A 26,529-nucleotide genomic window follows, 5' to 3' on the forward strand; every position below is an offset into this window, starting at 1 on the left:
CCACCTGCCCGGCCTGGGGCCACCTCCGGGCCTGCGGCCACCCGCCCGGCCTGCGTCCACCTGCCTGGCCTACGGCCGCAGGCCACGCGCCCGGCCTGCGGCCACCCGCCGCCGTCTCGGCCCACCTGCCCCGGCCTGCGGCCACCTGCTGCCGCCCGGCTTGCGGCCACCCGACCGCCGCTCGGCCACCTCCCCGCCCAGCCTGCGGGCATGCATGCGTGCCGCCTGGGGCGATGAGGTCGCCCCCGCTCGAGCGAAGCCGAGAGGGGGAGGGGGCGCGCAGGCGGCACCTCGTAAGCGTCGAGCCGGGCGACCCACCCCGCCCCCGGCACCGACCCCGGGTCACCAGGCGCCCCCAGGCCCCTCACTCGTACTCCGTCCCACCCTTCCGCGTCAGATACCCGGCACTCACCGCCTTGGCGATGGCCCGCCCCCCGGTCACCGAGCTGTACCGCTCCACGGCCGGCCGTATCACCACCCCCTCCCGCAGATGCAGCCCCCGCCCCGACACCGTCTCCCGCCCACCGGCCGACTCCAGCACCCGCACGCTGTCGTACGGCCCCTCGAACACCCGGGGCACCAGCGGCAGTTCATCCCCCAGCACGGCCCCCGCGTCCAGCCACCGCACCGCACCCCCGATCTCCGCGGACACGTCGAACACCGCGTACCCGAGGGTGTCCCGCCGCCCGTCGGCGCCGTACGTCAGGTCCTGCACCCCCGCGCCGTACACCTCGCCGAAGATGCCGACCCGCCGCGCGCCCAGCCGCTCGGCGAGACGGGCCGCCGCCTCAGCGACGCCGTGGCCGCGGACGGCACGCCAGTACAGGTTCCGCGGGTCCTCCTTCAGCGCCAGTGATTTCGCGCCGAAGCCCTTGGAGGAGACGTACACCCGCCCCTCGTCGGCGACATACGTCATCAGGCACGCCGACCCGTGCAGCTTCTCGGTGAGGACCACCGGCTCGCCGGCAGTGAAGATGTCCGGATACCGCTGGATGTTCTCGATGTCCACCCAGGGCAGCAGGTCCGGCGCCGGCTCCACGTCCCCGTTCATCGTGGGAGGAATCGGCGGCACCCATTTGACGATGCCGAGCCGCTCCGCGAAGTCGGTCCCCTCCTTCACCGCCCGTGCGAGATCGACGTCCGCCAGCGCCTTCGGCCGGCACACGATCCCCTGCGACAGCTCGCCCCGCAGCCGTACGGCCTTGACCCGGTCCGCGTTGCCGCCCGCCAGGCGCCCGGTGAGCCCCAGCTCCTCGATCAGCCCGGCCGGCAGCACGGACTGCTCGGGGATGTATATCGCCACCTCACCCGTGCGGTAGGCGCCCTTGGCGACGACGGCCCGGTACAGGCCGACCTGGGCCAGTTCCAGGGCGTCGGCGTTGGGATGCTCGTGGACGGTCAGCATTTCGGCGGTGACGCGCAGCGTCGACATGGGGGCTCCTCCAGAACGGTCAGGGATGTCTCATCGCCCCCGACTCTCCCTGTTCGGAAACGGCTGGAGCGACCGGTTTGCCGCTGGTAACGTCACCCTCTTCGGCCGGCGGCGACGCCGTGCACGGAGTCCTGACGGGACGAACTCCCGTGCGCAGCCTCGCACCTGCCGCGGCCCTCGCCGACATCGACACGGTTTTCAACGGCTTCGCCAGCCCGGACGAGACCGGTTGTGAGCGCTGTTTCCGTCCCGAGGGGACCGCGTATCCGCGCACCCCGTACACGCGTCTGCCGCTCGACGTGCTGCGACGGTTCCTCTTCAAGACGCCCGGCCACTTCGAGGACCACGCCGCCGTCGTACGCCGTCTGCTGCCCCAGACCGCGCACGCCCTTGCCGACGGTGCGCTGGAGGACGTCGGCTGGACAATCCCCGGTCTTGCCAGATCGCGTGGCGCGCCTGGCCGCCGCGACAGGCGGCGGCTGTGGAGACGTTCGTGCACACGTGGTGGCAGGACGTCCTGACGGCACCCGATCCGCCGTATCCGGTCTACGACGTGTTCGAGACCTGCGCCATGATCCTCACCACGATCACCCCGCTGCTCGACCTGTGGCGGCCCGGTCCCGTCGCCGACGCGCATCTCGTGGTCTGCCTGGTTCACTGGCTCTACGAGTTCCTCGGGGACCAGCCGCCGTTCTCCTGCTGGGACGGTGCGGACGATCCCGCAGTCCTCGCTCAGCACCAGGCGTGGCTGGCCGAGCACGCCCCCGCCCGCCTGCGCGCCGTCGGCCGCCCCGACCTCGCGGTCCGAACCGCCCTCCTGGCCCTGCCCTACGACGAACGCTGGGCGCACCCGTAGTGGTACGGCCCATCCGCCTCCCACCGAGGGTCGGGCGGGACGGCATAGAACAGGGGTGCGGCATCCCCGGCGCACCCCCGCCGTTCACTCGGACCCCACAGTGGGATCAGGCCGACACGAGCAGCCGTCCGCGCCTGGCGTACGCCAGTGCCTCGGGCGTGAGCACGGGGCGCGGGACGAGTATTCCGCAGTCCGTGCAGACCGGACCGGCCGACGGGTCGTGGTCCAGGTCGTACCTCCACAGGAGCCGTTCGCCGCCGCACACCGGGCAGCCGGAGCCCGGTTCGCGCTCCAGTGCGGCGATCAGCCGGCGCAGTACCTCGGCCAGCGGTTCACGGGGGTGGACCCGCGGGTCGTCGCACCAGGCGACGCCGAAGCCGCCCCAGGTCATCCGGTGCCAGTCGTCCACGCTGCCCGGCCGGCGCAGTCCGTCGTGCTTCTCCTTCCTGCGGCGGTCGGCGAACTCGACCTCGTAGGCCAGCCATACCGCCCGCGCCGCCTCCAACTCGTCCAGTGCGGCCACGAGCCGCGCCGGATCGGGGGAGCGGTCCTCGGGACCGAACCCGGCACGGGAGCACAGATGGTCCCAGGTCGCCCTGTGCCCGTAGGGGGCGAACCGCTCAAGGCACTTGCGGAGCGAGTAGCGCCGCAGTGCCAGATCGCACCGCGGGTCGCGCACCTGTCTCGCCAGACTCCGGAAACCGGCCATCGCCTTGCACCTCCGTCACATCTGCACCTGTACTTCGGTCACTTCGGCGTCGTCGTACGGACGTCGCCGAATAGACGTATCGACACGCGATTCGGCTCCCTTCCCGTCCATCCGTTTTCCGATGCCGTCCATAAGCCGGATGAGGCGACTCCAAAAAGTGACGCATGTTCATCTTCAATCCCGGGGATACCGGCGGTAACTTCTCCGCCACCCCCTCGCTAGGAGTTGCCGATGTCACGGCGAACCTCCCGCACCGCACTCGACAGACTGAGAACTCCCGGCAGAATCCCCGGGTTCCTGAAGACCGCATCCATATGCGCCCTGATTGCCGGACTTTTGTCGCCTCTTTCCCAGACGGCGGCAGCGGCCGAGGTCACGGCCGCGAACGACTACTGCGGCAACCAGTGTTCCGACATCCTGCCGCCCGGCCAGAACGGCAACGCCACGCTGGCCCAGATCCTGCTGAACCAGGCCTTCGGCACCCAGCCCGCACACGCCGCCGACCAGCTCGGCCCGTACGCCAACCTGGCCAAGGGCCATACGACGCTCACCAACTCCACGATCAACACGTTCTTCAACGACGCGTCCTTCGGGGTCCCCGCCGATCAAGTCGCCTCCACCGTCAAGCCCGCGGGCCGCAGCGACGTCACGATCGTCCGCGACAAGAAGACGGGCGTACCGCACATCACCGGTACCACCAGGTACGGCACCGAGTTCGGCGCCGGCTATGCGGCCGCTGAGGACCGGCTGTGGCTCATGGACGTCTTCCGGCACGTCGGCCGGGGCCAGCTCACCTCCTTCGCGGGCGGCGATCCCTCCAACCAGGGCCTGGAGCAGCAGTTCTGGCGCCACGCCCCCTATACCGAGGCCGACCTCCAGGCCCAGATCGACAACGCGATCGCCACCAACGGCGCCCGGGGCCGGCAGGCACTGGCCGACGCCAACGCCTATCTGGCCGGCATCAACGCCTACATCGACGCCTCCGACAGCGGCCGCTACTTCCCCGGTGAATACGTCCTCACGGGCCACAAGGACTCAATCACCAACGCGGGCAGCATCGCCCACTTCAAGATCACCGACCTGGTGGCGCTCGGTTCGGTCATCGGCGCCCTCTTCGGCTCGGGCGGCGGCGGGGAGGTCAACAACGCGATATCGCTGCTCGCCGCGCAGGAGAAGTACGGTGCCGAACAGGGCACCGCGGTCTGGGAGTCCTTCCGCGAGCGCAACGACCCCGAGGCCGTCATGACCCTCCACGACGGCAAGAGCTTCCCCTACGCCGTCCGGCCCGAGGACCCGCAGGGCGAGGCCCTGCCCGACCCCGGCTCGGTCGTCGCCGAACCGCTCGTGTACGACCGCACGGGCAGCGCCGTCGGCACCAGTGCCACCGGCGCCTCGACCGCGGCCGCGCAGACCGCCGTCAGCTCCGCCCGGCGTGGCATGTCCAACGCCCTCGTGGTGAGCGGCGATCACACGGCGAGCGGCCACCCGGTCGCCGTCTTCGGCCCGCAGACCGGCTACTTCGCCCCGCAGCTCCTGCTGCTCCAGGAACTCCAGGGCCCCGGCATCAGCGCCCGCGGCGCCTCCTTCGCGGGCCTCAGCATGTACGTCGAACTGGGCCGCGGCCAGGACTACGCCTGGAGCGCCACCACTTCCGGCCAGGACATCATCGACACCTACGCCGTCGAGCTGTGCCAGGACGACGTCCACTACCTGTACCGCGGCACCTGCACGCCGATGGAGAAGATCGAGCAGAAGAACGCCTGGAAACCGACCACGGCCGACGGCACCGCGGCCGGTTCGTACACGATGCGCGCCTGGCGCACCAAGTACGGTCCCGTCGAGTACCGCGCGACCGTCGGCGGCAAGAAGGTCGCCTACACCACCCTGCGCTCGTCGTTCCTGCACGAGGCCGACTCCATCATCGGCTTCCAGATGCTGAACGACCCGGACTACGTCACCGGACCGGAGTCCTTCCAGAGCGCGGTGCAGCACATCAACTACACCTTCAACTGGTTCTACGCCGACTCCGAGCACACCGCTTACTACAACAGCGGGGACAACCCGGTCCGGGCGAGCGGCGTCGACGCCGAGTTCCCGGTCTGGGCGCAGCCGGCGTACGAGTGGCGGAACTGGGACCCCACGACCAACACGGCCGCCTACACCCCGGCTTCGGAGCACCCCAACTCCGTCGACCAGGACTACTACATCTCCTGGAACAACAAGCAGGCCAAGGACTACACGACCGCGCCGTGGGGCAACGGCTCGGTGCACCGCGGCAACCTGCTGGAGGACCGGGTGAAGAAGCTGGTCCGGGCCGGCGGCGTCACCCGGGCGTCGCTGACGAAGGCGATGGCGGACGCGGCCCTCGCCGACCTGCGCGCCCAGGACGTCCTGCCCGACCTGCTGAAGGTGGTCAACAGTTCGCCGGTCACCGACGCCACGGCCTCGGCCGCGGTCGCCAAGCTCCAGACCTGGCTGGCGGCGGGCGGCAGACGCACGGAGACCACGGCCGGTTCGAAGACGTACGCCGACGCGGACGCCATCCGCATCCTCGACGCCTGGTGGCCGCTGCTCGTGAAGGCGGAGTTCGAACCCGGTCTCGGTACCGCGCTGTACACCGCCATGACGAACAACCTGCCCATCGACGAGACTCCGTCGGCCGCGCACGGCCCGACCGGCGCACACGCCGGAAGCGCCTTCCAGTACGGCTGGTGGAGCTATGTCGACAAGGACATCCGGGCGGTGCTCGGGGAGCCGGTGCAGGGCGCGCTGGGCCGCAAGTACTGCGGCGGCGGCACCCTCAGCGTCTGCCGCGACATCCTGCTGAGCACCCTGAAGGAGGCGGCCGGCCGGACCGCGGCCCAGGTCTACCCCGGCGACACCCTGTGCGCGGCGGGCAACCAGTGGTGTGCCGACTCGATCGTCCAGCGCACCCTGGGCGGCATCAAGCACGGCAACATCAGCTGGCAGAACCGGCCCACCTACCAGCAGGTGGTCGAGTTCACCTCACACCGGTAGCCGGCGCGGGCCCGGGACGGTCGCCGACAGCCATCGGTGACCGCCGGTGCGGCGGGCCGCGACCTCAGTGGACGCGGCCCGCCGCCAGCACCACCCGCGCCAGTTCGGGGTGCACGATGTCGCTGCGCGCCCCGGACGGCGGGCCGCCGCGCCGGACCACCGCCGCCGCGTCCACGTTCACGCAGCCCGACACCGGCAGCGGAGCCGGCAGTGCCTCGGCGAGCGGGCACGCGCGCGTGCCCGGAACCGCCCGCACACCGCCGAAGCCCATCGCCCCCCCACTTGACGCCCAGCAGCTCGTCCACGAGCGGCTCCCCGACAGCCCCGCGCGCGTCGCCCGCCATGCGGGAGGCCAGCGGATGGACCGTGCCGAGCGCGGTGTCGTGGCGCGAGCGACAGTGCGCGAACACGATCAGATCGCGCACGCCGCGCTCGGCGACCCCGGCCGACAACCGGCTCCGCTGACCGCCGTCGACGTCTCCGTCGGCGTCGAAGGTCACCTCCCAGTAGGGAGTCACACTCATCGCCGGATCCGCCATGACAGGCCCCCTCACCCCGCAACCGCGCGCCAGGTGGGCGCATCGTCCTGCGCACGGCGGGAGTTGGCCAGATGTCACGGCTCACCGGTACAGCAGATACTCCCGCCGCACCCGACGGAACGCGGCCAGCTCCTCCCGCCAGCCCGCCACCACCTCGTCGACCCCCGCCCCCTTGTCGACCGCCGTACGCACCCACGTCGAGCCCGTGAGCTTGTCGATCCAGTGATCGGCACGCCAGCCGAAACCACTCCACACCTCCTTGGCGGTCACCAGGAGGGCGATACCGGTGCGGACGGGGTCGAAGGCGTCGCGGTCGTGCACATGGATCTGCACCCCGCCGACGGTCTTCCCCTGGAACTTGGAGAAGGTCGGCGCGAAATACGCCTCCCTGAAGTGCACACCGGGCAGCCCGAGTCCGTTCACGGCCGCCGCCCAACGCCCGTCGACGCCCTCCGCGCCGAGGAGTTCGAACGGGCGGGTCGTGCCCCGGCCCTCCGACAGATTCGTCCCCTCGAACAGACAGGTCCCCGAGTACACCAGGGCCGTGTCCGGCGTCGGCATGTTCGGACTGGCCGGCACCCACGGCAGACCCGACGCGTCGTACCAGTCCGCCCGCCGCCACCCGCTCATGTGTACGGTCTCCAGCTCCACCGGCGCGGCCAGGAACTCCCCGTTGAACAGCCGGGCCAGCTCCGCCACCGTCATCCCGTGCGCCTGCGCGATCGGCTCCCGCCCCACGAACGTCGCGAACTCCGGTTGCAGCACGGGCCCCAGCGCCGCCCGCCCGGTCATCGGGTTCGGCCGGTCCAGCACCAGGAACCGCTTCCCGGCCAGCCGCGCCGCCTCCATGCAGTCGTACAGCGTCCAGATGTACGTGTAGAAGCGGGCGCCGACGTCCTGGATGTCGAAGACGACCGTGTCGACACCGGAGGCGGTGAACACGTCCGCGAGCCGCTGTCCGCTCTTGAGGTAGGTGTCGTAGACGGGCAGGCCGGTCGCCGGGTCGTCGTAGCGGCCCTCGGAGCCGCCCGCCTGCGCGGTGCCCCGGAAGCCGTGCTCGGGTCCGAACACGGCGACCAGGTCCACCCGGTCGTCGGCGTGCATGACGTCGACGATGTGGCGTACGTCGCGGGTGACGCCGGTGGGGTTGGTGACGATGCCGGTTCGCTCGCCGCCGAGCTGGGCGTAACCGGTTGCCCGGAGGCGTTCGAAGCCGGTCTGTGTGCGGCGGGCCGCGGTGGCCGGGGCTGCCGTCGCAGGGAGGGTGGCGGCTGCCGCCGTTGCCGCGAGCAGGGTTCGTCTGGGCAGATGCATGCCGGCTCCTGGGGTGGGTGGCTGGTCGCGCTCCGCGGCGGAGCCGCGCAGCGATACGGTCCCGCGCCCCTTAACGGTGTTGCGCTTCCCCTTCTCTGAAACATACCGACCGGTTAGTCTGGCGGCCGGAAAGCAGGGCCGCACGCCCGAGCCGGGTCGAAGGAGATCGATGGTGGAAGCCGTTCGAGGTGCTGGAGTCGTCGTCACCGGGGCGGGAGGCGGCATCGGGGCCGCGCTCGCCCGGCGGTTCGCCGCGGAGGGCGCGCGGGTCGTCGTGAACGACCTGGACGCCGACCGGGCGAAGACCGTGGCCGAGGAGATCGGCGGGACCGCCGTACCGGGCGAGGCCTCCGCGATCATCAGCGACGCACGCGAGGCACTCGGCGGCACCGTCGACGTCTACTGCGCCAACGCCGGTGTCGCCTCGGGCGGGTCCGAGGCGGCCGGCGAGTCGGTGTGGGCGCTGGCCTGGGACGTCAACGTGATGGCCCATGTCCGCGCGGCGAACGCCCTGATCCCCGACTGGCTGGAGCGCGGCTCGGGCCGGTTCGTCTCCACCGTCTCCGCCGCCGGGCTGCTCACCATGATCGGTGCCGCGCCCTACAGCGTGACCAAGCACGGCGCGTACGCCTTCGCCGAGTGGCTGTCGCTGACGTACCGCCACCGCGGGGTCAAGGTCCACGCGATCTGTCCCCAGGGCGTCCGCACCGACATGCTCGACGCCACCGGCACCGCGGGGGACCTCGTCCTCAAGCCGACCGCGATCGAGCCGGGGGACGTGGCGGACGCCCTGTTCGAGGGGATCGCCGAGGACCGCTTCCTGATCCTGCCGCACCCCGAGGTCGCCGGGTACTACCAGGCGCGGGCCGGCGACCCCGACCGCTGGCTGTCCACCATGAACCACATCCAGCAGAAGTGGGAGGCCGCCGAGTGACCGCCTCCCGCTACGACGCCAAGCCCTGGCTGGACCTGCTCGACGAGGCCCAGCGCGGCCCCGTCGACCCGGCCGACTCGCTGGTGCACGCCCTGCGCCGGTCCGCCGCCGAGGCCCCGGAGCGCGCCTTCCTCGCCTACTTCGACGGCCGGCTCACCTACCGCGAGGCGGACGAGCTGAGCGACTCGGTCGCCGGGCACCTGGCGGCCCGCGGCCTGGAGCGGGGCGACCGGGTCGCCGTCCTGCTCCAGAACTCCCCGCAGTTCGTGCTCGCCGTGCTGGGCGCGTGGAAGGCGGGCGCGATCGTCGTCCCCGTCAACCCCATGTACAAGTCGGGCGAGGTCGGCCACGTCCTGCGGGACGGCGAGGTGGCCGCGCTGATCTGCGCCGACCGCGCCTGGGAGTCGTATCTGCGGGAGACGGCGGCCGACTCGCCGGTGCGGATCGTGCTCACCGCGTGCGAGCTGGACTTCCAGACGCGCGGCGACGCGCGCGTGCTCACCTTCGAACGGCTCCCGCAGGCCTCCGACGCCGACGACCTCACCGCCGTCGCCCGCGCCGGGCACCCGGCGCCCGCCGACCGCGACCCGGCCGCCTCGGACACCGCCCTGATCAGTTACACCTCGGGCACCAGCGGCGCGCCCAAGGGCGCCACCAACACGCACGCCAACATCATGTACAACGCCGAACGGCAGCGCACCGGCCTGCATCTGCCCGAGGGGCCCGTGTACTACGCGCTCGCGCCCCTGTTCCACATCACCGGCATGGTCTGCCAGCTCGGTGCCTGCCTGAACAGCGCGGGCACGCTCGTCCTGACGTACCGGTTCGAGGCGGGCCTCGTCCTGGAGGCGTTCGCCGAGCACCGCCCGCACTACACGGTCGGCCCCTCCACCGCGTTCATGGCGCTGGCCGCCCACCCGGACGTCACCCGGGACCACTTCTCCTCGTTCGTGAACATCTCCTCCGGCGGCGCCCCGCTGCCGCCGGCCCTGGTGGAGAAGTTCCGGGCGGGCTTCGGGCCGTACATCCGCAACGGCTACGGCCTCACCGAGTGCAGCGCCCCCTGCGCCTCCGTGCCGCCCCACCGGGAGGCGCCCGTGGACCCGGCGTCCGGGACCCTGGCGGTCGGCGTGCCCGGCCCCGACACGGTCGTACGGATCGTCGACGACCGGGGTGCGGAGGTGCCCTTCGGCGAGCAGGGCGAGATCGTCGTACGGGGGCCCCAGGTGGTCCCCGGCTACTGGCGCCGCCCCGACGCCACCGCCGAGACCTTCCCCGACGGCGAGCTGCGCACCGGCGACATCGGCTTCATGGACGAACAGGGCTGGCTGTACGTCGTCGACCGCAAGAAGGACATGATCAACGCGTCCGGCTTCAAGGTCTGGCCGCGTGAGGTCGAGGACGTGCTGTACACCCATCCGGCGGTGCGCGAGGCGGCCGTCGTCGGGGTGCCCGACGGGTACCGCGGGGAGACCGTGAAGGCGTACATCAGCCTGCGTCCGGGGGCCGACACGGACCCGGATGAACTCGCGGTGTACTGCAAGGAGAGACTGGCCGCCTACAAATATCCGCGGCAGGTGGAGATCCTCGCCGACCTGCCCAAGACGGCAAGTGGGAAGATCCTCCGTCGGGAACTGCGTTCCCGCGCGCACGACAGCCAGTAAGGCGAACGGAAGGCAGGTGGCGGCAGTGCCCAGGACGACGGACGACGCAGAGGCTCCTGTTCCGCAACGGCTTCTTGCCGCCGCCACCCGGCTCTTCGCGGAGCAGGGCTACGACCGCACCTCGGTCCAGGAGATCGTCGAGGCGGCAGGCGTCACCAAGGGGGCGCTCTACCACTACTTCGGGTCCAAGGACGACCTGCTGCACGAGGTGTACGCGCGCGTGCTGCGCGTCCAGCAGGAGCGGCTCGACGCTTTCGCGAACGCCGACGAGCCCATCGAGAAGCGGCTCAGAGGCGCGGCGGCCGACGTCGTCGTCACGACGATCGACAACCTCGACGACGCGTCGATCTTCTTCCGCTCGATGCACCACCTCAGCCCCGAGAAGAACAAGCAGGTCCGCGCCGAGCGCCGCCGCTACCACGAGCGCTTCCGTGCCCTCATCGAGGAGGGCCAGCAGGAGGGCGTCTTCTCGACGGCCACTCCGGCCGACCTGATCGTGGACTACCACTTCGGCTCCGTGCACCACCTGTCGACCTGGTACCGCCCGGACGGCCCGATGAGCCCCCAGGAGGTCGCCGACCACCTGGCTGACCTGCTGCTGCGGGCGCTGCGCCCGTAGCAGCAGGTCAGCCTGTCCGGGGGCGCAGCCCTCGGGGTTGGGGAGCGGGAAGGGGCGGCGGGGGCGAAGCCCTGCTGTCCCTTCCCGTCGCCTCACACGTACTTCTTCAACTCCCGCCGCGCCAGCGACCGCTGGTGCACCTCGTCCGGCCCGTCGGCGATCATCAGCGTCCGCGCCCCGGCGTACAGCTCCGCCAGCGGGAAGTCCTGGCTGACGCCGCCCGCCCCGTGCAACTGGATCGCCCGGTCGATGATGTCCACGACCGCCCGAGGCGTCGCGATCTTGATCGACTGGATCTCGGTGTGCGCCCCCCGGTTGCCCACCGTGTCCATCATCCAGGCCGTCTTCAGCACCAGCAGCCGCAGCTGCTCGACCGTCACGCGCGCGTCGGCGATCCAGTTGTGGACCACGCCCTGCCGCGCCAGCGCCTTGCCGAACGCGTCACGCGAGACGGCCCGGCGGCACATCAGCTCGATCGCCCGCTCGGCCATGCCGATCAGCCGCATGCAGTGGTGGATGCGGCCGGGACCGAGCCGGGCCTGGGCGATGGCGAAGCCGCCGCCCTCCTCGCCGATCAGGTTGGTCACCGGTACACGCGCGTGGTCGAAGACCACCTCGGCGTGGCCGCCGTGGGAGTGGTCCTCGTAGCCGAAGACCTTCATCGCCCGCTTGACGGTCACCCCCGGGGTGTCACGGGGCACCAGCACCATGGACTGCTGACGGCGGATGTCGGAGCCGTCCGGGTCCGTCTTGCCCATCACGATGAAGATCGTGCACTCCGGGTTCATCGCCCCGGAGATGTACCACTTGCGGCCCGTGACGAGGTAGTCGTCGCCGTCCCGCTCGATGAGCGTGGTGATGTTCGTGGCGTCGGAGGAGGCCACCTCCGGCTCGGTCATCGCGAACGCCGAGCGGATCTCGCCCGCCAGCAGCGGCTCCAGCCACTGCTTCTTCTGCTGCTCGCTGCCGAACTGCGAGAGCACCTCCATGTTGCCGGTGTCCGGCGCGGCACAGTTCAGCGCGGTCGGCGCCAGCTGCGGGGAGCGGCCGGTGATCTCGGCCAGCGGCGCGTACTGGAGGTTCGTGAGGCCGGCGCCGTACTCGGAGTCGGGCAGGAAGAGGTTCCACAGGCCCTGGCGGCGGGCCTCGGCCTTCAGCTCCTCCACCACCGCGGGGGTGTCCCACGGCGAGGGGAGCAGGGCGCGCTGCTCCTCGGCGACCGCCTCGGCCGGGTAGACGTACTCGTCCATGAAGGCGAGCAGCTTGGCGCGCAGTTCCTCCGTGCGTGCGTCGAACGCGAAGTCCATGGCGTCAGCCTTCCTGGAGAGTGGTCGTGCCGTGGTGGATGAAGACGGGGACGAGCTCGCCGATGCGGTCGAAGCCGCGGCCCACCGTCTGGCCCAGCGTGTAGCGGTAGTGGATGCCCTCGAGGATCACGGCGAGCTTGAACCAGGCGAACGCCGTGTACCAGGAGACGGCCGACACATCGCGCCCCGAGCGTGCGGCGTACCGCTCGATCAGCTCGGCGGGCGTCGGGTGGCCGGGGGCCGAGGCGGTGGTGGAGACGGGGGACTCCGGGACCTCCAGCGGGACGCTGTACATCACCAGCAGGCCCAGGTCGGTCAGCGGATCGCCGAGCGTCGACATCTCCCAGTCGAGGATCGCCCTGATCGTGTCGTCCTCGCCGATCAGGACGTTGTCGAGCCGGTAGTCGCCGTGTACGACCGCCGGGGCGGGGGAGGAGGGCAGCGACCGGCCGAGCGCGGCGTGCAGCTCGTCGATTCCGGCCAGGTCACGGCTGCGGGAGGCGTCGAGCTGCTTGCCCCAGCGGCGCAGCTGCCGGTCGAGGAAGCCCTCGGGGCGGCCGAAGTCCGCGAGGCCGACCTCGGCCGGGTCGACGGCGTGCAGCTCCACGAGCGTGTCCACGAGCGACAGCACCGCGCCGCGGGTGCGCTCCGGGCCGAGCGGGACCAGCTGGTCGGCCGTGCGGTACGGCGTGCCCTCGACGAACTCCATGACGTAGAAGGGGGCCCCCAGAACCTCCTCGTCCTCGCACAGCAGCACCGGACGGGGCACCGGCACACTGGTCGGGTGCAGGGCGTCGATCACCCGGTGCTCCCGCCTCATGTCGTGCGCGGTGGCCAGGACGTGGCCGAGCGGAGGCCGCCGGACGACCCACCGGGACCCGCCGTCGGTGACCGCGTAGGTGAGGTTCGACCGTCCGCCCTCGATCAGCCGGCCGCTGAGGGGGCCGTCGACCAGACCCGGGCGCTCACGGTCGAGCAGGGCGCGCAGCCGGTCGAGGTCGAGTCCGGGCGGGTGGTCGGGGGTCATACATCGCTCCTACGGACGGGTGAACGGTAACTCGCACCATGATGCCGACCGGTCGGTATGTACGTCCAGAGGGTGTACCCGAAGTGATCGGAGCCACGATAGGACGACGGCTCCCCGGGAAGAACCCGGGGAGCCGTGTGCGGGGTGTCTGCGGGGCCGGTTCAGTGGTCGTCCCAGTGCCCCTCGTGCTCGGCGTGCCGGTGCCCGTCGTGCAGATAGTCGACGTGGTCGCCGTGGAGCACGCCCGGGTGCCCGCAGCCCTCGGCGTGCCGGTGCTCGTGCACCTCGTGGGGCAGATGGCCGCCCGGCTCGCACTCGTCCCAGTGGCCGCCGTGCTCGCGGTGCAGATGCCCGTCGTGCGCGTAGTCCACATGGTCGCCGTGCGGGACGAGCGTGTGCCCGCACTCCGGGCCGTGCGCGTGGGAGTGCGCTGTGTGCTCCTGGTGAAGGGTGGTCATGGTGCTCACCTTCGGGGGTACGGGGATGACGACGGACAGGCTGCCATGCGAACGGTGCATATCCGGACATCCAGCTTGCGTGGCGTGCGAGTACCCCGGAGGGTCGGTGGCATGAAGGGCATCAGCTACAGCCGGTACGGCGGTCCCGAGGTCCTCGAGTACGGCGAGGTCCGCGACCCCAAGGTCGGCCCCGACTCCGTGCTGGTCAAGGTACGGGCCGCCGCCGTCAACCCCGTCGACTGGAAGTGCCGGGCGGGCTATCTCGACGGCGCCCTCGAAGCCGTCTTCCCGGTGGTCCCCGGCTGGGACGTCTCCGGCGTCGTCGTCCAGCCGGGCCCGTCCGTCAGCGAGTTCTCGGTCGGTGACGAGGTGATCGGCTACGTCCGCGAGGACTTCCTCTCCCGCGGCACCTTCGCCGAGTACGTCGCCGCCCCCGTGCGCACCCTCGCCCGCAAGCCGCGCAACCTCACCTGGGAGGAGGCCGCGGGCCTGCCGCTGGTCGGTCTCACCGCCTACCAGGTCCTCACCAAGGCCCTCCGGGTGAAGCGCGGCGAGACCGTCCTGATCCACGCGGCCGCGGGCGGCGTCGGCTCCATCGCCGTGCAGATCGCCCGCCATCTGGGCGCCCGCGCGATCGGCACGGCGAGCGAGGCCAACCACGACTTCGTACGCTCCCTGGGCGGCGAGCCCGTGACCTACGGCGACGGCCTGGCCGAACGGGTGCGCGGGCTGGCCCCCGAGGGCGTGGACGCGGCCTTCGACACGATCGGCGGCGACACCCTGAAGACCTCCGCCAACCTGCTGGCGCCCGAGGGCCGGCTGGTGTCGATCGCCGACGGCGACGTGGTCGACTACGGCGGCCGCTACTGGTTCGTCCGCCCCGACGCCGATGACCTCACCCGGCTGGCGGACCTGGCCGAGCAGGGCGTGGTGTCCGTCCACGTCTCGGAGACGTTCCCCCTGGAGCGTGCGGCGGACGCCCACCGGCGAAGCGAGGAGGGCCGCACCCGCGGAAAGATCGCGGTGACGGTGGACTGGCCGGACGAGACGGCGGGAGTGAGACCCGGAGCGGCGAGAGGGAGCTAGATCACCAGCGCCGCCGCGCACACCGCCAGTGCCACCGTGCACAGCGCCGCCGCCGTGGCGTGCCGAGGGTGCAGGGCCGTGGGTGCGCTCGTCGAGGCGAGGACGCGGATGCGGTGATGGGCGAGGACGAGGAAGACCAGCCACAGCCCGCCGCACGCCGCGCAGGCCGCGATGGCGGGCGCCGACGCACCGCCGTGCAGTGCCGCCTTCATGCCGAGCACGGCGGCGACGGTGCCGGACAGCGTCGTACGCCGCCAGGCGAGCCGGGTCCGTTCCGGCTGGAGCCCCGGATCGCGGTCGCCGCTCACCCCTCCCACCCGACGAGCACGACGACGACCATCGCGACGGCCACCACGGCGACGACGACGCCGAGCAGCGCCGGGAAGCGCGAGACCGGCAGGTCCTCGCCCCGCCGCATGGCCCGCTCGCAGCGCACCCAGTGGTTGACCGCCCGCAGGGAGCACAGCACGCCCGCAGCGAGCAGCGCGAGTGCCAGCCCCACCCGCCAGCCCCAGCGCAGGTCCGGCAGGAACTGGTCCACCGCGAACCCGCCGCCGATCAGCGCGAGCGCGGTCCGCAGCCAGGCCAGGAAGGTGCGTTCGTTGGCCAGCGAGAACCGGTAGTCGGGCGTCACCCCCTCCTGCCGGACCCCTTCGGGTGCGAACCACAACCGGACGTTCCGTACGAACTCGCTCACGTGCCGGACCCTACCTGCCACCCGTCCACGCACTCGCCGCGCTCAGTCGGCCGCCCGGAGCGCCCTGAGCCGTTCGTACGCCGCGAGGCCGTCCGGCACCCACTCCCAGTCGTTCAGGCGCTCCTCGACCTCCTCCTCGGTGAGGAAGGCGTGCCAGGCGACCTCCTCCACCTGGGGGTTCACCGGCAGTTCGCAGCGCACCTCGTACACGGCCGACCACCAGCTCCCGCGGGCGCCGCCGTCGTAGAGGAACTTGAAGAGGAACTCCGGACGCGGCAGGCCGCTCACGCCGAGTTCCTCCTCGGCCTCACGCAGGGCCGCGTCGTCGTAGGTCTCGCCCGCGCCGACCACCCCGCCGACGAACATGTCGTGGAGTGAGGGGAAGACCAGCTTGGTGGGGGTGCGGCGGTGGACGAAGAGGCGGCCCTCGGCGTCCCTGGCCCGGACGAAGACGCAGCGGTGGCGCAGGTTCTCGGCGTACACCTGCCCGCGCGGAAGCCGTGCCACGACCCGGTCGTGTTCGTCGACGACGTCGAGGATCTCGTCAGCAGCGCTCATGCGCCCATCCAAGCAGGGCGGACGGCCGGGCGTCGGAGTGGCCGGGGATCAGAGCGGCTGGAGGTCGGGCACCCGTTCGCGCGGCGCCACGCCCTGCGGCATCGCGGGGTGCAGCCCGAGCAGCATGATGCCCACGACGGCCGCCGCGAGCCCCGCCGCCTCCCAGGCCAGCGCGCCGGCGTCGGTGCGCAGCCGGTCCCCGAGGAAGCCCACCCCGCAGATGATCCCGGCCAGCGGCTGGGCGGCGGTCAGCGGAGGCAACGACATCCGCAGGGGCGCCGTCTCGAAGGCGCTCTGCACCAACACCAGGCCGGTCACCCCGAGCACCAGCACGGCGTACGGCTGCCAGCCGGTGAGCAGCAGGGCGAGGCCGCCGTCGGAGAAGCGTTCCCCGCTGACCCGGGTCAGCGCGTCCTGGACGCCGTAGAGCAGCCCGGCCGCGAGGGCGAGCAGCACCGGGCCCGAGGAGAGCCGTGAGCGTTTGGCGTACGCGGTGAGCAGCAGGGCGAGCCCGACCATCCCGCCGATGATCAGCCAGTGCCGCAGCGGATCGGAGACCGCCGTGCCGCCGCGCGGCTCGCCCGCCACGATGAACGCGCTCACCCCGCCCGCGAGCAGCAGCAGACCCGACCAGCCCTGCCGGCCGAGCGGCTGGCCCGTCTGGCGGCGGGAGAGCGCGAGGGCGAACAGCAGGTTCGTCGCGAGCAGCGGCTCGACCAGGGACACCTCGCCCCGGCCGAGGGCGATCGCGCCGAGCGCCATGCCGGCCACCATCAGCCCCATGCCGCCGAGCCAGCGCGGCACGCGCATCAGGTCGAGCAGGAGCCGGGGGGAGAGGAAGTCGCCGAGGGGCGCCTTCTGCGCCGCGTTCTGCTGGAGGACGAATCCGAAACCCAGGCAGCAGGCGGCGCTCACGGCGAGAACCAGAACCAGAACCGACACGCTGCGTACCTCGATGTGCCTCGGGGGAGTACCTTGCTCCGGGCGCCTGACGCGGTCGCGGCAGCGGGGGTGGCGCGGAGCGACCGTGCGGCCATGCTGCGGGACCGGAGCGGGCCGCGCCATGGCGTACGCCACACTCGCGCCGCCCCCGGTGCCGTGACCAGCGCGGAGGACGGCCAAGTCCCCGCCACCCGACGGCAGTTGACGACTGTCATGTGACCCCGGCGCTTGACGGTAAGCGCTGGCTGGGGGTTTGCTGAGGGTGATCGGCCGATTGCGCGCCGATGACGTGCCCGCCGCCCGAGCCGTACGCGGCGCCCTGCCCGGCCGTCACCGAGAAGCACGAGGAAGTCCCGCGGTGCCCCCACCACCCCCTTTATCCCCGCCCCGGAGCCAGGAGCGCCCGGCCGGAACCGGCGACACCGCGCTCGCCGACGCCATGCTCGCCGATGCCGCGCCCGCCGACCTGACTGCCGTCGACCTGACTGCCGACGGCCCGGCGGTCGGCGACCCGGCGCTCGACGACACCGAGCTGGCCTGCGCCCGTGCCGCACCGGCCCAGGGCCGACGGCAGGCCGCCCGCTCACTGCTCGCCCGCACCGGTGACGACTGGGACCGGCGCGGACACCGGATCACCGTCCTCGCCCTCGATCCCCACGCCGCCGCCTGGGCCCACGCGTGGCTGCTCGCCGAACCCGGCTGCGCCGACGCCGCCGTCCTGCTCGCCCTGGCCCACGTCCGGCGCGCCCTGCGCGGCAAGGAGAACCCGGCCACCGCCCGCGCGGCCTGCCGGGCCGCCGCAAAGGCCGTACCCGCCGACCCCACCCCCTGGCTCGGCCTGCTGATGCTGGAGCGCGAGGGCACCGCCGACGCCGTCCGGATCTTCGAGGAGGTCAGGGCCCGTCACCGCGACCACCACCACGCGCACCACCTGATGATCGCCCTGCTCGCCGAGCGCCGCGCCGACGCCGGCCCGGACCAGCTGCACGAGGTCTACGACTTCGCGTCCTGGGCGGCCGAGCAGGCGCCCGCCGACTCCCCGCTGGCCATCCTCCCGATCGTCGCGCACGCCGAGCGCTACCGTGCCCTGGCCGTCCGCGGCCACGCCCCCGCCGATCCGACGACGGCCCGGCACTGGCGCGACCACCGGGCCGCCGACGTGATGAAGGCCGCCTTCGACTGGTGGCTCGAATGGGAGCACGACGGACACCCCCGCCGCCTGGTCGACCTGAACTTCCTCGCGCACGCCAAGTTCTGCGAGGGCCGGCCCGCCGAAGCCGCCGCCCTCTTCCACCGCATCGGCGACCACGTCACCCCGGCCCCCTGGTCGTACCCGGACCGCGACCCGTACGCCGCCTTCCACGCGGCCCGGACGGCGGCGCTCGGACAGGAGAGCTTCGTCAAGTGATGACGGAATTCTGACGGCCACCCCTGACCCCTGGCCCCGCCCACGCCCCGAGTGCTCGAATGGGTCCGTGACATCGGAATCACCCGAGGACCGCGGCACCCCCATCGGCCGCCGCGTCTTCCTCGGCACGCTCGGCCTGGGCGCCCTCGGCGTCGTCGCCGCCCCCGTCCTCCAGCGCGGCCTGGAGGACTTCCTGGGCAGCGCCGCCGACAAGGACCCCACCGGCCTCACCGGGCTGCTCCCCAACGGGGGCGGCTTCCGCTACTACTCGGTGGCCTCCTCCGTACCGCACAAGAACGCCGAGACCTACCGCCTCACCGTCGACGGCCTGGTCGACCGCCCCGCCGCCTACACCCTGGCCGACCTGAGGGCCCTGCCCCAGACCCGCATGGTCAAGGACGTCCAGTGCGTCACCGGCTGGCGGGTGCCCGAGACACCCTTCGAGGGCGTACGGCTGTCCGCCCTGCTCGACGCGGCCGGAGTGCGGGCACGAGCCGGCGCCGTCCGCTTCACCTGCTTCGACGGCACCTACACCGAGAGCCTCACCCTCGCCCAGGCCCGCCGCTCCGACGTCCTGGTCGCCCTGCGCATGCAGGACAAGGACCTCGGCCACGACCACGGCGGCCCGGTCCGCCTGTACGTGGCACCCATGTACTTCTACAAGTCCGCCAAGTGGCTGTCGGGCATCACCGTCACCGAGAAGGTGAAGCCCGGCTACTGGGAGAAGCGCGGCTACGACATCGACGCCTGGGTGGGCCGTTCGAACGGGCGGGACGATGACCCCACAAGCTGACGCCCCGCCCACCGCCACCCGGATCCGCCGCTTCAGCCGGGCCGAACGGTGGGTCCACCGCACGACCGCCCTGCTCATGGGCGTCTGCGTGCTGACGGCGGCCTTCCTGTACGTCCCCGAACTCGCGCGGCTCGTCGGCCGCCGTGAGCTGGTCGTCCGCGTCCACGAGTGGGCCGGGCTCGCCCTGCCCGTCCCCGTCCTGGCGGGACTCGCCTCCCGGGCGTTCCGCGCCGACCTCGGCCACCTCGACCGTTTCGGCCCGCACGACCGCCGCTGGCTGCGCGCCGCCGTGCGCCGGGACAAGCGAGCGGAGTCCCGGCCGGCCGGCAAGTTCAACGCGGGCCAGAAGGTCTACGCCGCGTGGATCGCCGGCGCGACGCTCGTGATGCTCGGGACCGGACTGCTCATGTGGTTCACCCACCTCACCCCGATCATGTGGCGGACCAGCGCGACCTTCGTGCACGACTGGCTGGCCCTGACCATCGGCATCGTCCTGGCCGGCCACATCGGCATGGCGCTGGGCGACCCGGAGGCCCGCCGCGGCATGCGCACGGGATCGGTCAGCCCGGACTGGGCCGACCGGGAACACCCGCTGTGGCGCCGCTGACCGCCGCAACGGGCCTCAGGACGTGCCGCCTCAGGGCGTGCCGAAGTCCAGCAGCACCTTGCAGGACCGGCCGCGGTCCGCGGCCAGGGCGAACGCCGCCTCCGCCTCCCGTACCGGAACCACCGCGCTGATCAGCCCGTCGAACGCGTCCTCGGCGGCGAGCAGGGCCAGCGCGTCGTCGAACTCGGTGTCGAAGCGGAACGCCCCGCGCAGCTCGATCTCCCGGCTGACCACCAGGTTGCCCGCGAACGGACTCTGCCCCGGCGGCAGCATCCCGAGCTGCACGACGACCCCGCCGCGCCGCACCAGCCGCAGACAGGTGTCGAGCCCCGCGGCCACCCCGGACGCCTCGACGGCCACGTCCACCTCGGACGGCCACCCCGGATCCGCCGGGTCGTCGGCCCGTACGGCCGTGTCGGCGCCGGCGGTGCGGGCGTACTCCAGCGCGGCCGGCAGCAGGTCCGTCACGGTCACCCGTGCCGCGCCCGCCGCCCTCGCCGCCGCGACCACCAGACAGCCGATCGGCCCGGCGCCGGTGACCAGGACGTGCTTCCCGGTGACCGGACCGGCCCGGCGTACCGCGTGCAGGGCCACCGCGAGCGGCTCGGCCAGCGCCGCCCGGCGCGGTTCCAGTTCCTCGGGCAGCGGCCGCAGCTGCTCGGCCGGGACGACGATCTCCGCCGCGAAACCCCCCTGGACGTGCGGTGTGCGGGCCGCGCTGCCCAGGTAGCGGGTGTCCCGGCAGACGTTGCGCCGGCCGTCCCGGCACTCCGGGCAGGCCCCGCACGGGGTGGCGGGGTGCACGGCGACGGCCCGGCCGGCGAGGGGGCCCGTGAGGGCCGTCCCCACCACCTCGTGGCCCAGCACCATCGGCTCCCGGAGCAGGAAGTCACCGACCCCGCCGTGCCGCCAGTAGTGCAGGTCGGACCCGCAGACGCCGCCGTAGCGGACCGCGACGAGGACCTGATCCGGGCCGGGGACCGGCGAGGGCAGCTCCTCCACCCGCAGGTCGTCCTGACCGTGGATCACGCAACCCAGCATCCGCGGGGCCCCTTTCACAAGACGCTCGTCATGCCGCCGTCGACATACAGGATCTGCCCGCCGACGAAGTCCGCCGCCGGGGAGGCCAGGAACAGCAGCCCGCCCACGAGGTCCTCGGTACGGCCCCACCGGCCGGCCGGGGTGCGTCGCCGCACCCACGCGCTGAACTCCTCGTCCTCGACGAGCGGCCGGGTCAGCTCGGTCTCGATGTACCCCGGGCCCAGGCCGTTGACCTGGACGCCGGACGGCCCCCAGTCCGCGCACATGCCCTTGGTGAGCATCTTCAGGGCACCCTTGGTGGCCGCGTACGGCGCGATGCCGGGCCGCACCACCTCGCTCTGCAGCGAGCAGATGTTGACGATCTTGCCGTGGCCGCGTTCCGTCATCCGCCGGGCCGCCTCGCGGCCGACGAGGAAAGCGCTGGTCAGGTTGGTGTCCAGGATGCGGTGCCAGTCCGCTTCCGCGAACTCCAGGAGAGGGGCGCGCAGTTGCATGCCCGCGTTGTTGACGAGGATGTCGAGCGGTCCGACCCGCTGCTCCACGTCCGCGATGCCGGCCGCCACCGAGGCGCCGTCGGTGACGTCGAACACGGCCGTGTGCACCCGCCCGCCGGGCAGGCCGGCGGCCGCCTTCGCGAGGCGGTCACCGTCCCGCCCGTTCAGGACCACCGTGCAGCCGGCCTCCGCGAGGCCGCGGGCGAGCGCGAGCCCGATGCCGCGGCTGGAGCCGGTCACCAGAGCCGTACGGCCGCTGATGTCGAACAGAGGGTGAGTCATCCCCGTACCCCTATATGACCAGGGAGAGCAGCAGGACCAGACCGCCGGCGGTCACCGAGATGAGGGTCTCCATGACCGACCAGGTCTTGATGTTCTGGCCGACGGTGAGGCCGAAGTACTCCTTCACCAGCCAGAATCCGGCGTCGTTGACATGGCTGAAGAACAGCGAGCCGGCGCCGATCGCCAGGACCAGCAGGGCGGTGTGGGCGGTCGACATGTCGGCGGCGAGCGGCGCGACCAGGCCGGCCGCCGAGATCGTCGCCACGGTCGCCGAGCCGGTCGCCAGCCGGATCGCCACCGCGATCAGCCAGGCCAGCAGCAGGGCCGGGATCGACCAGTCCTCGGAGATCTCCAGGACCATCCGGCCCACACCGGAGTCGATCAGCGTCTGCTTGAAGCCGCCGCCCGCGCCGACGATCAGCAGGATGCCGGCGATGGGAGCGAGGGACTTCTCGACGGTGGAGGAGAGCCGGTCCTTGGTGAAGCCGGCCGCCCGGCCGAGGGTGAACATGCCGACGATGACGGCGGTGAGCAGGGCGATCAGCGGGGAGCCGACCACGTCGAACACGCGCTGCACGGTGTTCTCGGGGTCGTCCACGACGATGTCGACGAGAGCCTTGGCCAGCATCATCACGACGGGCAGCAGGATCGTCACCAGCGTGACGCCGAAGCCCGGACGCCGTTCCAGGTCCTCCGAGGGCCGCTGCGGGATCATGCGCTCCGGGGCCGGGACGTCCACCCAGCGGGCGGCGAACCGGGAGAACACCGGACCGGCGATGATCACCGTGGGGATGGCGACCAGCACGCCCAGCGCGAGCGTCACGCCCAGGTTGGCGTCCACGGCGTCGATCGCGACCAGCGGACCGGGGTGCGGCGGGACCAGGCCGTGCATCACGGACAGACCGGCCAGCGCCGGGATGCCGATGCGCATCAGGGAGTAGTTGCCGCGCTTGGCGACCATCAGCACGACCGGGATCATCAGGACGACGCCGACCTCGAAGAACAGGGGCAGGCCGATCACCGAGGCGATCAGCACCATCGCCCACGGCATCGAGCGGCCGCCCGCCCTGGCGAGGATCGTGTCGACGATCTGGTCGGCGCCGCCGGAGTCGGCGAGCAGCCTGCCGAGGATCGCGCCGAGCGCGATCAGCACGCCCACACCGGCGACCGTCGAGCCCAGGCCGGTGGTGAAACTGACGATCGTCTTGTCCAGCGGCGCCCCGGCGAACGCGCCCAGGGCGAGCGAACCGATGGTCAGCGCCAGGAAGGCGTGAAGCTTGAACTTGGTGATGAGCAGGACGATGACGGCGATGCCCGACAGCACGGCGATGCCCAGCTGGGCATGACCGGCCGAGGTGATCGGCTCGACACTGTCCGCCGCCAGCATCTCGACGCTGAGTCTGGTCACGGGGGTCCCTTACACGTACGGGGGATGGGGAGAGGGGTATCACGGGGGGACTGCGGTACGGCGGGTGATGCGAGGCAGGGCTGCGGCAGTGCGGAGGTACCACGGGTATCGCCGCGGCGCCGCACGCCCGTCCGAGCCGGGGCGGCTACCGCTGGGTGTCGGGAAGGACGTCGAGCGCCTTCGCGGCCCGTTCGGTGATCTCCTCGGGCGTCCCGGTCACATCGACCGCGACCCCCCTCTCGTCCGCTTCGAGCGGCTGGAGCGTGGCGAACTGGGAGTCCAGCAGCGCGGTCGGCATGAAGTGCCCCTGCCGGTGCGCCATCCGCTCCTCGATCAGCGCCCGGTCACCCGCGAGGTGCACGAACACGATCCCGGGTGCGGCGGCCCTGAGCCGGTCGCGGTACGACCGCTTCAGCGCCGAGCAGCTGACGACCCCGCCCAGCCCGGCCCGCTCGTGCGCCCAGGTGCCGATGGCGTCGAGCCACGGCCACCTGTCGTCGTCGTCGAGCGGGGTGCCGGCCGACATCTTGGCGATGTTGGCCTGCGGGTGGAAGTCGTCGCCCTCGGCGTACGGAACGCCGAGCCGGGCGGCGAGCAGGGGACCGATCGTGGTCTTGCCCGTGCCGGCGACGCCCATCACCGCGACGACGTGGGGGGTTCGCATCTCTGCCTCGCTGTCTTCCTCGACACCTGATGTCGACGACACTGAAACTCATTAGGTACGACGAATTCAAGAGTCTGTGACAAATAAGTCTGACTTTTTGATCCCGTGATCTACCCCGTACGCTGAGTGCATGACCACTCCGGGCCGGGGTCTGCACGGCCGTGTACTCGACACCCTCGGCCCCGCCATCACCGCGGGCGAGTACCCGCCCGGCAGCGTCCTGCGCACCGACGAACTGGCCCAGCGCTTCGACGTCTCCCGCTCCGTGATGCGCGAGGCGGTCCGCGTCCTGGAGTCGATGCACCTGGTCGAGTCCCGCCGCCGGGTGGGCGTGACGGTACGCCCGAAGGCCGAGTGGAACGTCTACGATCCGCAGGTCATCCGCTGGCGACTGGCCGGCGCCGACCGCCCCCACCAGCTGCGCTCGCTCACCGTCCTGCGGTCGGCGATCGAGCCGGTCGCGGCGGGCCTGGCGGCGCGCAACGCCACGGCGGAACAGTGCGCCGAGCTGACCGAGTGCGCGCTCGGCATGGTGGCAAACTCACGAGGCCACCAGCTGGAGGGCTACCTCATCCACGACGTGGCCTTCCACCGGGTGATCCTCACGGCCTCCGGCAACGAGATGTTCGCCCGCCTCGGCGACGTCGTCGCGGAGGTCCTCGCGGGCCGCACCCATCACGAGGTCATGTTCGAGGACCCCGACCCGACCGCCGTCACCCTGCACGTGCGGGTGGCGGAGGCGGTCCGCGAGGGGGACGCTGACCGTGCCGAGAAGCTGACCCGTGAGATCACGGTCGGCGCCCTCGAGGAACTGGACATCCTGGCGCCGTAGCCCGCGCCCTACTGCTCCGGAAACTCCCCGTCCACGTACACCCAGGCGCCCTCCACGCGCTCGAAGCGGCTCCGCTCCCACAGCGCGCCGCCCCGGTAGGAGGCCCGGAACTCCACGACCCCGGTGGCGTGGAACGCCGACCCGTCGACCGTGTCGAGAATCTCCAGCCCCGTCCACCGCAATTCCGGATCCAGCTCCAGCCGCCCCGGCCGGGTCCGCGGATGCCAGGTGCGCAGCAGATACCCGGCGTCGCCCCTCACGAAGGCGGTGTACCGCGACCGCATCAACGCCTCGGCGGTCGGCGCGGCGGCGGCGACGGGGGTCCCCCCGGTCGAGGCTGTTCGAGACCGGGCGAGGAAACGTCCGCAGCAGCCCTCGTACGGCGCGGGCAGCCCACAGGGGCAGGAACGGGTCGTCATGCCGCCATTCTGCTAGACGGCCGCCCGCGTCTCGGACAGCGGCAGCGGCGGCAGCGCCGTCCCGTACAGCCACGCGTCGAACAGGTCGTCCAGCGGCTCTGCCGCGAACCGTGCCGCGTGGGCCGTGAAGGCGGACGTCGTGACCGCGCCGCCGCGGTGCAGGCCCAGCCAGGCGCGCAGCATCCGGAAGAACGCGTCGTCGCCCAGCGCGCAGCGCAGCGCGTGCACGGTGAGTCCGCCCCGCTCGTAGAGCCGGTCGTCGAACATCGACTTGCGGCCGGGATCCGCCAGCTTCAGGTCCTGCGGCAGGGTGGACAGCAACCGGTGTGCGACGGAGGCCAGTTGCTGCGCCGTACGGCCGCCCGAACGCTCCGACCACAGCCACTCCGCGTACTTGGCGAAGCCCTCGTTCAGCCAGATGTGCCGCCAGTCGGCGATGGACACGCTGTTGCCGAACCACTGGTGCGCCAGCTCGTGCGCCACCAGCCGCTCCGAACCCCGCGCCCCGTCCACGTGGTTGGCGCCGAACAGCGACAACCCCTGGGCCTCGACCGGGACATCGAGTTCCTCCTCGGTCACCACCACCGCGTACTCGTCGAACGGGTAGGGCCCGAAAAGCTGTTGGAAGAGGTGCATCATGCCCGGCTGACGCGCGAAGTCCCGCGAGAACTCCGGCAGCAGGTCCGCCGGGATGTGCCCGTGCTGGGGCACCCCACCGAGCCCGGGATCGCCCAGCAGCACCGTCTGGTACGTGCCGATCGACAGCCCGACGAGATAGCTCGACGTCGGCGCGGACTGCTCGTACACCCAGGTCGTCGTCGACGCCTTCGTCGTCCGCGTCAGCAGCCGGCCACCCGCCACCACCGAGTACGCCGACGGCGTCGTGACCGAGATCTGGTACGACGCCTTGTCGGCGGGCCGGTCGTTGCACGGGTACCACGAGGGCGCCCCGACGGGCTGGCTCGCCACCAGCGCCCCGTCCCCCAGTTCCTCCCAGCCGATCCCGCCCCAGGGGCTGTTGACCGGCTTGGGGTTGCCCGCCCAGTGCACCTCGACGGTGAACGCCGCCCCGGCCCGCAGCGGCTTGGCGGGCCGGACCCGCAGCTTGCCGCCGCGATGCGTGTAGTGCGTCTGCCGGCCGTCGACCCGGACCCGGCCGATCTTGAAGTCGGCCAGGTTGAGCTGGAATTCGGCGAGCGGCGAGCGCCCGGCTATCGCGTTGATCCGGGCCGTGCCCGAGAGCCGGTTCGGTCCGGGCCGGTAGTCCAGCGTGAGTTCGTAGCGATGCACCCGGTACCGGGGATCACCGTTGGCCGGGAAGTACGGGTCCGGCCCACCTGCCTGCTGAACTGCCACTTCCGCGTCCGCTCCCTGCGCCGTGCTGCCACTCCCCGCCGGTGTGCCGTCGTCCGGTTCGAAGT

At 72.1% G+C, this 26,529-nt stretch carries 27 protein-coding genes and 1 pseudogene; 11 read left to right on the top strand and 17 right to left on the bottom strand.

All coding sequences use genetic code 11. The annotated features are described in order from the left end of the window. Positions 1–364: 364 nt before the first annotated feature. On the bottom strand, positions 365–1,432 hold the full coding sequence (locus tag ACFWJX_RS31570) for an RNA ligase (ATP) (protein ID WP_383249738.1): 1,068 nt from the start codon (positions 1,430–1,432) through the stop codon (positions 365–367). 149 nt (positions 1,433–1,581) lie between these two features. On the opposite strand from ACFWJX_RS31570, the gene ACFWJX_RS31575 reads away from it, so the two are divergent. Both ACFWJX_RS31575 and ACFWJX_RS31580 read left to right on the top strand, forming a co-directional pair. Next, complete coding sequence (locus ACFWJX_RS31575; protein ID WP_383249739.1) at positions 1,582–1,953, top strand: hypothetical protein; 372 nt, start codon at positions 1,582–1,584, stop codon at positions 1,951–1,953. Further along, a complete protein-coding gene (locus tag ACFWJX_RS31580; RefSeq protein WP_383249740.1) occupies positions 1,926–2,288 on the top strand; it encodes a hypothetical protein in 363 nt (120 codons plus the stop codon). The genes ACFWJX_RS31575 and ACFWJX_RS31580 overlap by 28 nt, the downstream gene beginning before the upstream one ends. A 106-nt stretch (positions 2,289–2,394) precedes the next feature. On the opposite strand, the gene ACFWJX_RS31585 is transcribed toward ACFWJX_RS31580, so the two are convergent. Continuing rightward, positions 2,395–2,997 (bottom strand): hypothetical protein, encoded by a 603-nt coding sequence (locus tag ACFWJX_RS31585; protein ID WP_383249741.1) that lies wholly within the window; start codon positions 2,995–2,997, stop codon positions 2,395–2,397. A 231-nt stretch (positions 2,998–3,228) separates the two neighbouring features. On the opposite strand from ACFWJX_RS31585, the gene ACFWJX_RS31590 reads away from it, so the two are divergent. Further along, entirely contained in the window at positions 3,229–6,015 is a 2,787-nt protein-coding gene (locus ACFWJX_RS31590) for a penicillin acylase family protein (protein ID WP_383249742.1), read from the top strand. Between the two features lie 64 nt (positions 6,016–6,079). Here ACFWJX_RS31590 and ACFWJX_RS31595 read toward each other — a convergent pair. Together ACFWJX_RS31595 and ACFWJX_RS31600 are read right to left on the bottom strand one after the other, a co-directional pair. After that, positions 6,080–6,413, bottom strand: a pseudogene (locus ACFWJX_RS31595) (serine-threonine protein kinase); the annotation flags it as partial. Between the two features lie 222 nt (positions 6,414–6,635). After that, positions 6,636–7,868: an exo-beta-N-acetylmuramidase NamZ domain-containing protein gene (locus ACFWJX_RS31600; protein ID WP_383249743.1), complete on the bottom strand. Its 1,233-nt coding sequence runs from the start codon at positions 7,866–7,868 to the stop codon at positions 6,636–6,638. Between the two features lie 169 nt (positions 7,869–8,037). On the opposite strand from ACFWJX_RS31600, the gene ACFWJX_RS31605 reads away from it, so the two are divergent. Genes ACFWJX_RS31605 through ACFWJX_RS31615 form a run of 3 tightly spaced genes read left to right on the top strand, consistent with a single transcriptional unit; the run spans position 8,038 to position 11,085 of the window. Beyond that, a complete protein-coding gene (locus tag ACFWJX_RS31605; protein WP_383249744.1) occupies positions 8,038–8,802 on the top strand; it encodes an SDR family oxidoreductase in 765 nt (254 codons plus the stop codon). Then, complete coding sequence (locus ACFWJX_RS31610; protein WP_383249745.1) at positions 8,799–10,466, top strand: class I adenylate-forming enzyme family protein; 1,668 nt, start codon at positions 8,799–8,801, stop codon at positions 10,464–10,466. Before ACFWJX_RS31605 ends, ACFWJX_RS31610 begins: the two co-directional genes overlap by 4 nt. Positions 10,467–10,491: 25 nt before the next feature. Then, complete coding sequence (locus tag ACFWJX_RS31615) at positions 10,492–11,085, top strand: TetR/AcrR family transcriptional regulator (RefSeq protein ID WP_383249746.1); 594 nt, start codon at positions 10,492–10,494, stop codon at positions 11,083–11,085. Positions 11,086–11,177: 92 nt separating this feature from the next. Here the strand turns inward: ACFWJX_RS31615 and ACFWJX_RS31620 are convergent, their stop codons facing one another. From ACFWJX_RS31620 to ACFWJX_RS31630, 3 genes are all read right to left on the bottom strand, one after another. Beyond that, positions 11,178–12,392 (bottom strand): acyl-CoA dehydrogenase family protein, encoded by a 1,215-nt coding sequence (locus ACFWJX_RS31620; RefSeq protein WP_383249747.1) that lies wholly within the window; start codon positions 12,390–12,392, stop codon positions 11,178–11,180. 4 nt (positions 12,393–12,396) lie between these two features. Further along, positions 12,397–13,419, bottom strand: a complete 1,023-nt coding sequence (locus ACFWJX_RS31625) for a phosphotransferase family protein (RefSeq protein ID WP_383249748.1) — start codon at positions 13,417–13,419, stop codon at positions 12,397–12,399. A gap of 161 nt (positions 13,420–13,580) precedes the next feature. After that, complete coding sequence (locus tag ACFWJX_RS31630; protein WP_383249749.1) at positions 13,581–13,877, bottom strand: hypothetical protein; 297 nt, start codon at positions 13,875–13,877, stop codon at positions 13,581–13,583. Positions 13,878–13,988: 111 nt separating this feature from the next. On the opposite strand from ACFWJX_RS31630, the gene ACFWJX_RS31635 reads away from it, so the two are divergent. Next, positions 13,989–14,963 (top strand): NADP-dependent oxidoreductase, encoded by a 975-nt coding sequence (locus ACFWJX_RS31635; protein ID WP_383249750.1) that lies wholly within the window; start codon positions 13,989–13,991, stop codon positions 14,961–14,963. On the opposite strand, the gene ACFWJX_RS31640 is transcribed toward ACFWJX_RS31635, so the two are convergent. From ACFWJX_RS31640 to ACFWJX_RS31655, 4 genes are read right to left on the bottom strand one after another with little or no spacing between them, the layout of a single operon-like run. After that, positions 14,960–15,280: a DUF202 domain-containing protein gene (locus ACFWJX_RS31640; protein WP_383249751.1), complete on the bottom strand. Its 321-nt coding sequence runs from the start codon at positions 15,278–15,280 to the stop codon at positions 14,960–14,962. The genes ACFWJX_RS31635 and ACFWJX_RS31640 overlap by 4 nt on opposite strands. Next, positions 15,268–15,660, bottom strand: a complete 393-nt coding sequence (locus ACFWJX_RS31645; RefSeq protein WP_073497636.1) for a YidH family protein — start codon at positions 15,658–15,660, stop codon at positions 15,268–15,270. Before ACFWJX_RS31645 ends, ACFWJX_RS31640 begins: the two co-directional genes overlap by 13 nt. A 42-nt stretch (positions 15,661–15,702) precedes the next feature. Further along, positions 15,703–16,218 (bottom strand): NUDIX hydrolase, encoded by a 516-nt coding sequence (locus tag ACFWJX_RS31650; RefSeq protein WP_383249752.1) that lies wholly within the window; start codon positions 16,216–16,218, stop codon positions 15,703–15,705. Between the two features lie 48 nt (positions 16,219–16,266). Further along, complete coding sequence (locus tag ACFWJX_RS31655) at positions 16,267–17,160, bottom strand: DMT family transporter (RefSeq protein ID WP_383249753.1); 894 nt, start codon at positions 17,158–17,160, stop codon at positions 16,267–16,269. A 358-nt stretch (positions 17,161–17,518) separates the two neighbouring features. Here ACFWJX_RS31655 and ACFWJX_RS31660 point away from each other — a divergent pair, with 358 nt between their 5' ends. The 3 genes from ACFWJX_RS31660 to ACFWJX_RS31670 all read left to right on the top strand — a co-directional run bounded on the left by ACFWJX_RS31660 (position 17,519) and on the right by ACFWJX_RS31670 (position 19,968). Continuing rightward, complete coding sequence (locus ACFWJX_RS31660; protein ID WP_383249754.1) at positions 17,519–18,568, top strand: hypothetical protein; 1,050 nt, start codon at positions 17,519–17,521, stop codon at positions 18,566–18,568. Positions 18,569–18,635: 67 nt separating this feature from the next. After that, positions 18,636–19,361 carry a molybdopterin-dependent oxidoreductase gene (locus ACFWJX_RS31665; RefSeq protein WP_383249755.1) on the top strand — a complete coding sequence of 242 codons (726 nt, stop codon included), beginning with the start codon at positions 18,636–18,638 and terminating at the stop codon, positions 19,359–19,361. Continuing rightward, the gene (locus ACFWJX_RS31670; protein WP_383249756.1) at positions 19,345–19,968 is read left to right on the top strand and encodes a cytochrome b/b6 domain-containing protein; all 624 of its coding nucleotides are present in this window, start codon (positions 19,345–19,347) and stop codon (positions 19,966–19,968) included. The genes ACFWJX_RS31665 and ACFWJX_RS31670 overlap by 17 nt, the downstream gene beginning before the upstream one ends. A 30-nt stretch (positions 19,969–19,998) precedes the next feature. On the opposite strand, the gene ACFWJX_RS31675 is transcribed toward ACFWJX_RS31670, so the two are convergent. The 4 genes from ACFWJX_RS31675 to ACFWJX_RS31690 all read right to left on the bottom strand — a co-directional run bounded on the left by ACFWJX_RS31675 (position 19,999) and on the right by ACFWJX_RS31690 (position 23,857). Beyond that, positions 19,999–21,009, bottom strand: a complete 1,011-nt coding sequence (locus ACFWJX_RS31675; RefSeq protein ID WP_383249757.1) for an L-idonate 5-dehydrogenase — start codon at positions 21,007–21,009, stop codon at positions 19,999–20,001. Positions 21,010–21,023: 14 nt separating this feature from the next. Next, a complete protein-coding gene (locus ACFWJX_RS31680) occupies positions 21,024–21,785 on the bottom strand; it encodes an SDR family oxidoreductase (RefSeq protein ID WP_383249758.1) in 762 nt (253 codons plus the stop codon). A gap of 10 nt (positions 21,786–21,795) precedes the next feature. After that, positions 21,796–23,193 (bottom strand): gluconate:H+ symporter, encoded by a 1,398-nt coding sequence (locus ACFWJX_RS31685; protein ID WP_383249759.1) that lies wholly within the window; start codon positions 23,191–23,193, stop codon positions 21,796–21,798. A gap of 145 nt (positions 23,194–23,338) precedes the next feature. Continuing rightward, the gene (locus tag ACFWJX_RS31690; protein ID WP_383249760.1) at positions 23,339–23,857 is read right to left on the bottom strand and encodes a gluconokinase; all 519 of its coding nucleotides are present in this window, start codon (positions 23,855–23,857) and stop codon (positions 23,339–23,341) included. Positions 23,858–23,987: 130 nt separating this feature from the next. Here ACFWJX_RS31690 and ACFWJX_RS31695 point away from each other — a divergent pair, with 130 nt between their 5' ends. Beyond that, the gene (locus ACFWJX_RS31695; protein ID WP_383249761.1) at positions 23,988–24,689 is read left to right on the top strand and encodes a FadR/GntR family transcriptional regulator; all 702 of its coding nucleotides are present in this window, start codon (positions 23,988–23,990) and stop codon (positions 24,687–24,689) included. Between the two features lie 8 nt (positions 24,690–24,697). On the opposite strand, the gene ACFWJX_RS31700 is transcribed toward ACFWJX_RS31695, so the two are convergent. Both ACFWJX_RS31700 and ACFWJX_RS31705 read right to left on the bottom strand, forming a co-directional pair. Next, positions 24,698–25,108, bottom strand: coding sequence for a YchJ family protein (locus ACFWJX_RS31700; RefSeq protein ID WP_383249762.1), 411 nt, complete (start codon positions 25,106–25,108; stop codon positions 24,698–24,700). Positions 25,109–25,120: 12 nt separating this feature from the next. Continuing rightward, positions 25,121–26,464: a M1 family metallopeptidase gene (locus ACFWJX_RS31705; protein ID WP_383249786.1), complete on the bottom strand. Its 1,344-nt coding sequence runs from the start codon at positions 26,462–26,464 to the stop codon at positions 25,121–25,123. Positions 26,465–26,529 lie beyond the last annotated feature (65 nt).

This window comes from Streptomyces sp. NPDC058335 (assembly GCF_042723915.1).
Lineage (GTDB): Bacteria > Actinomycetota > Actinomycetes > Streptomycetales > Streptomycetaceae > Streptomyces.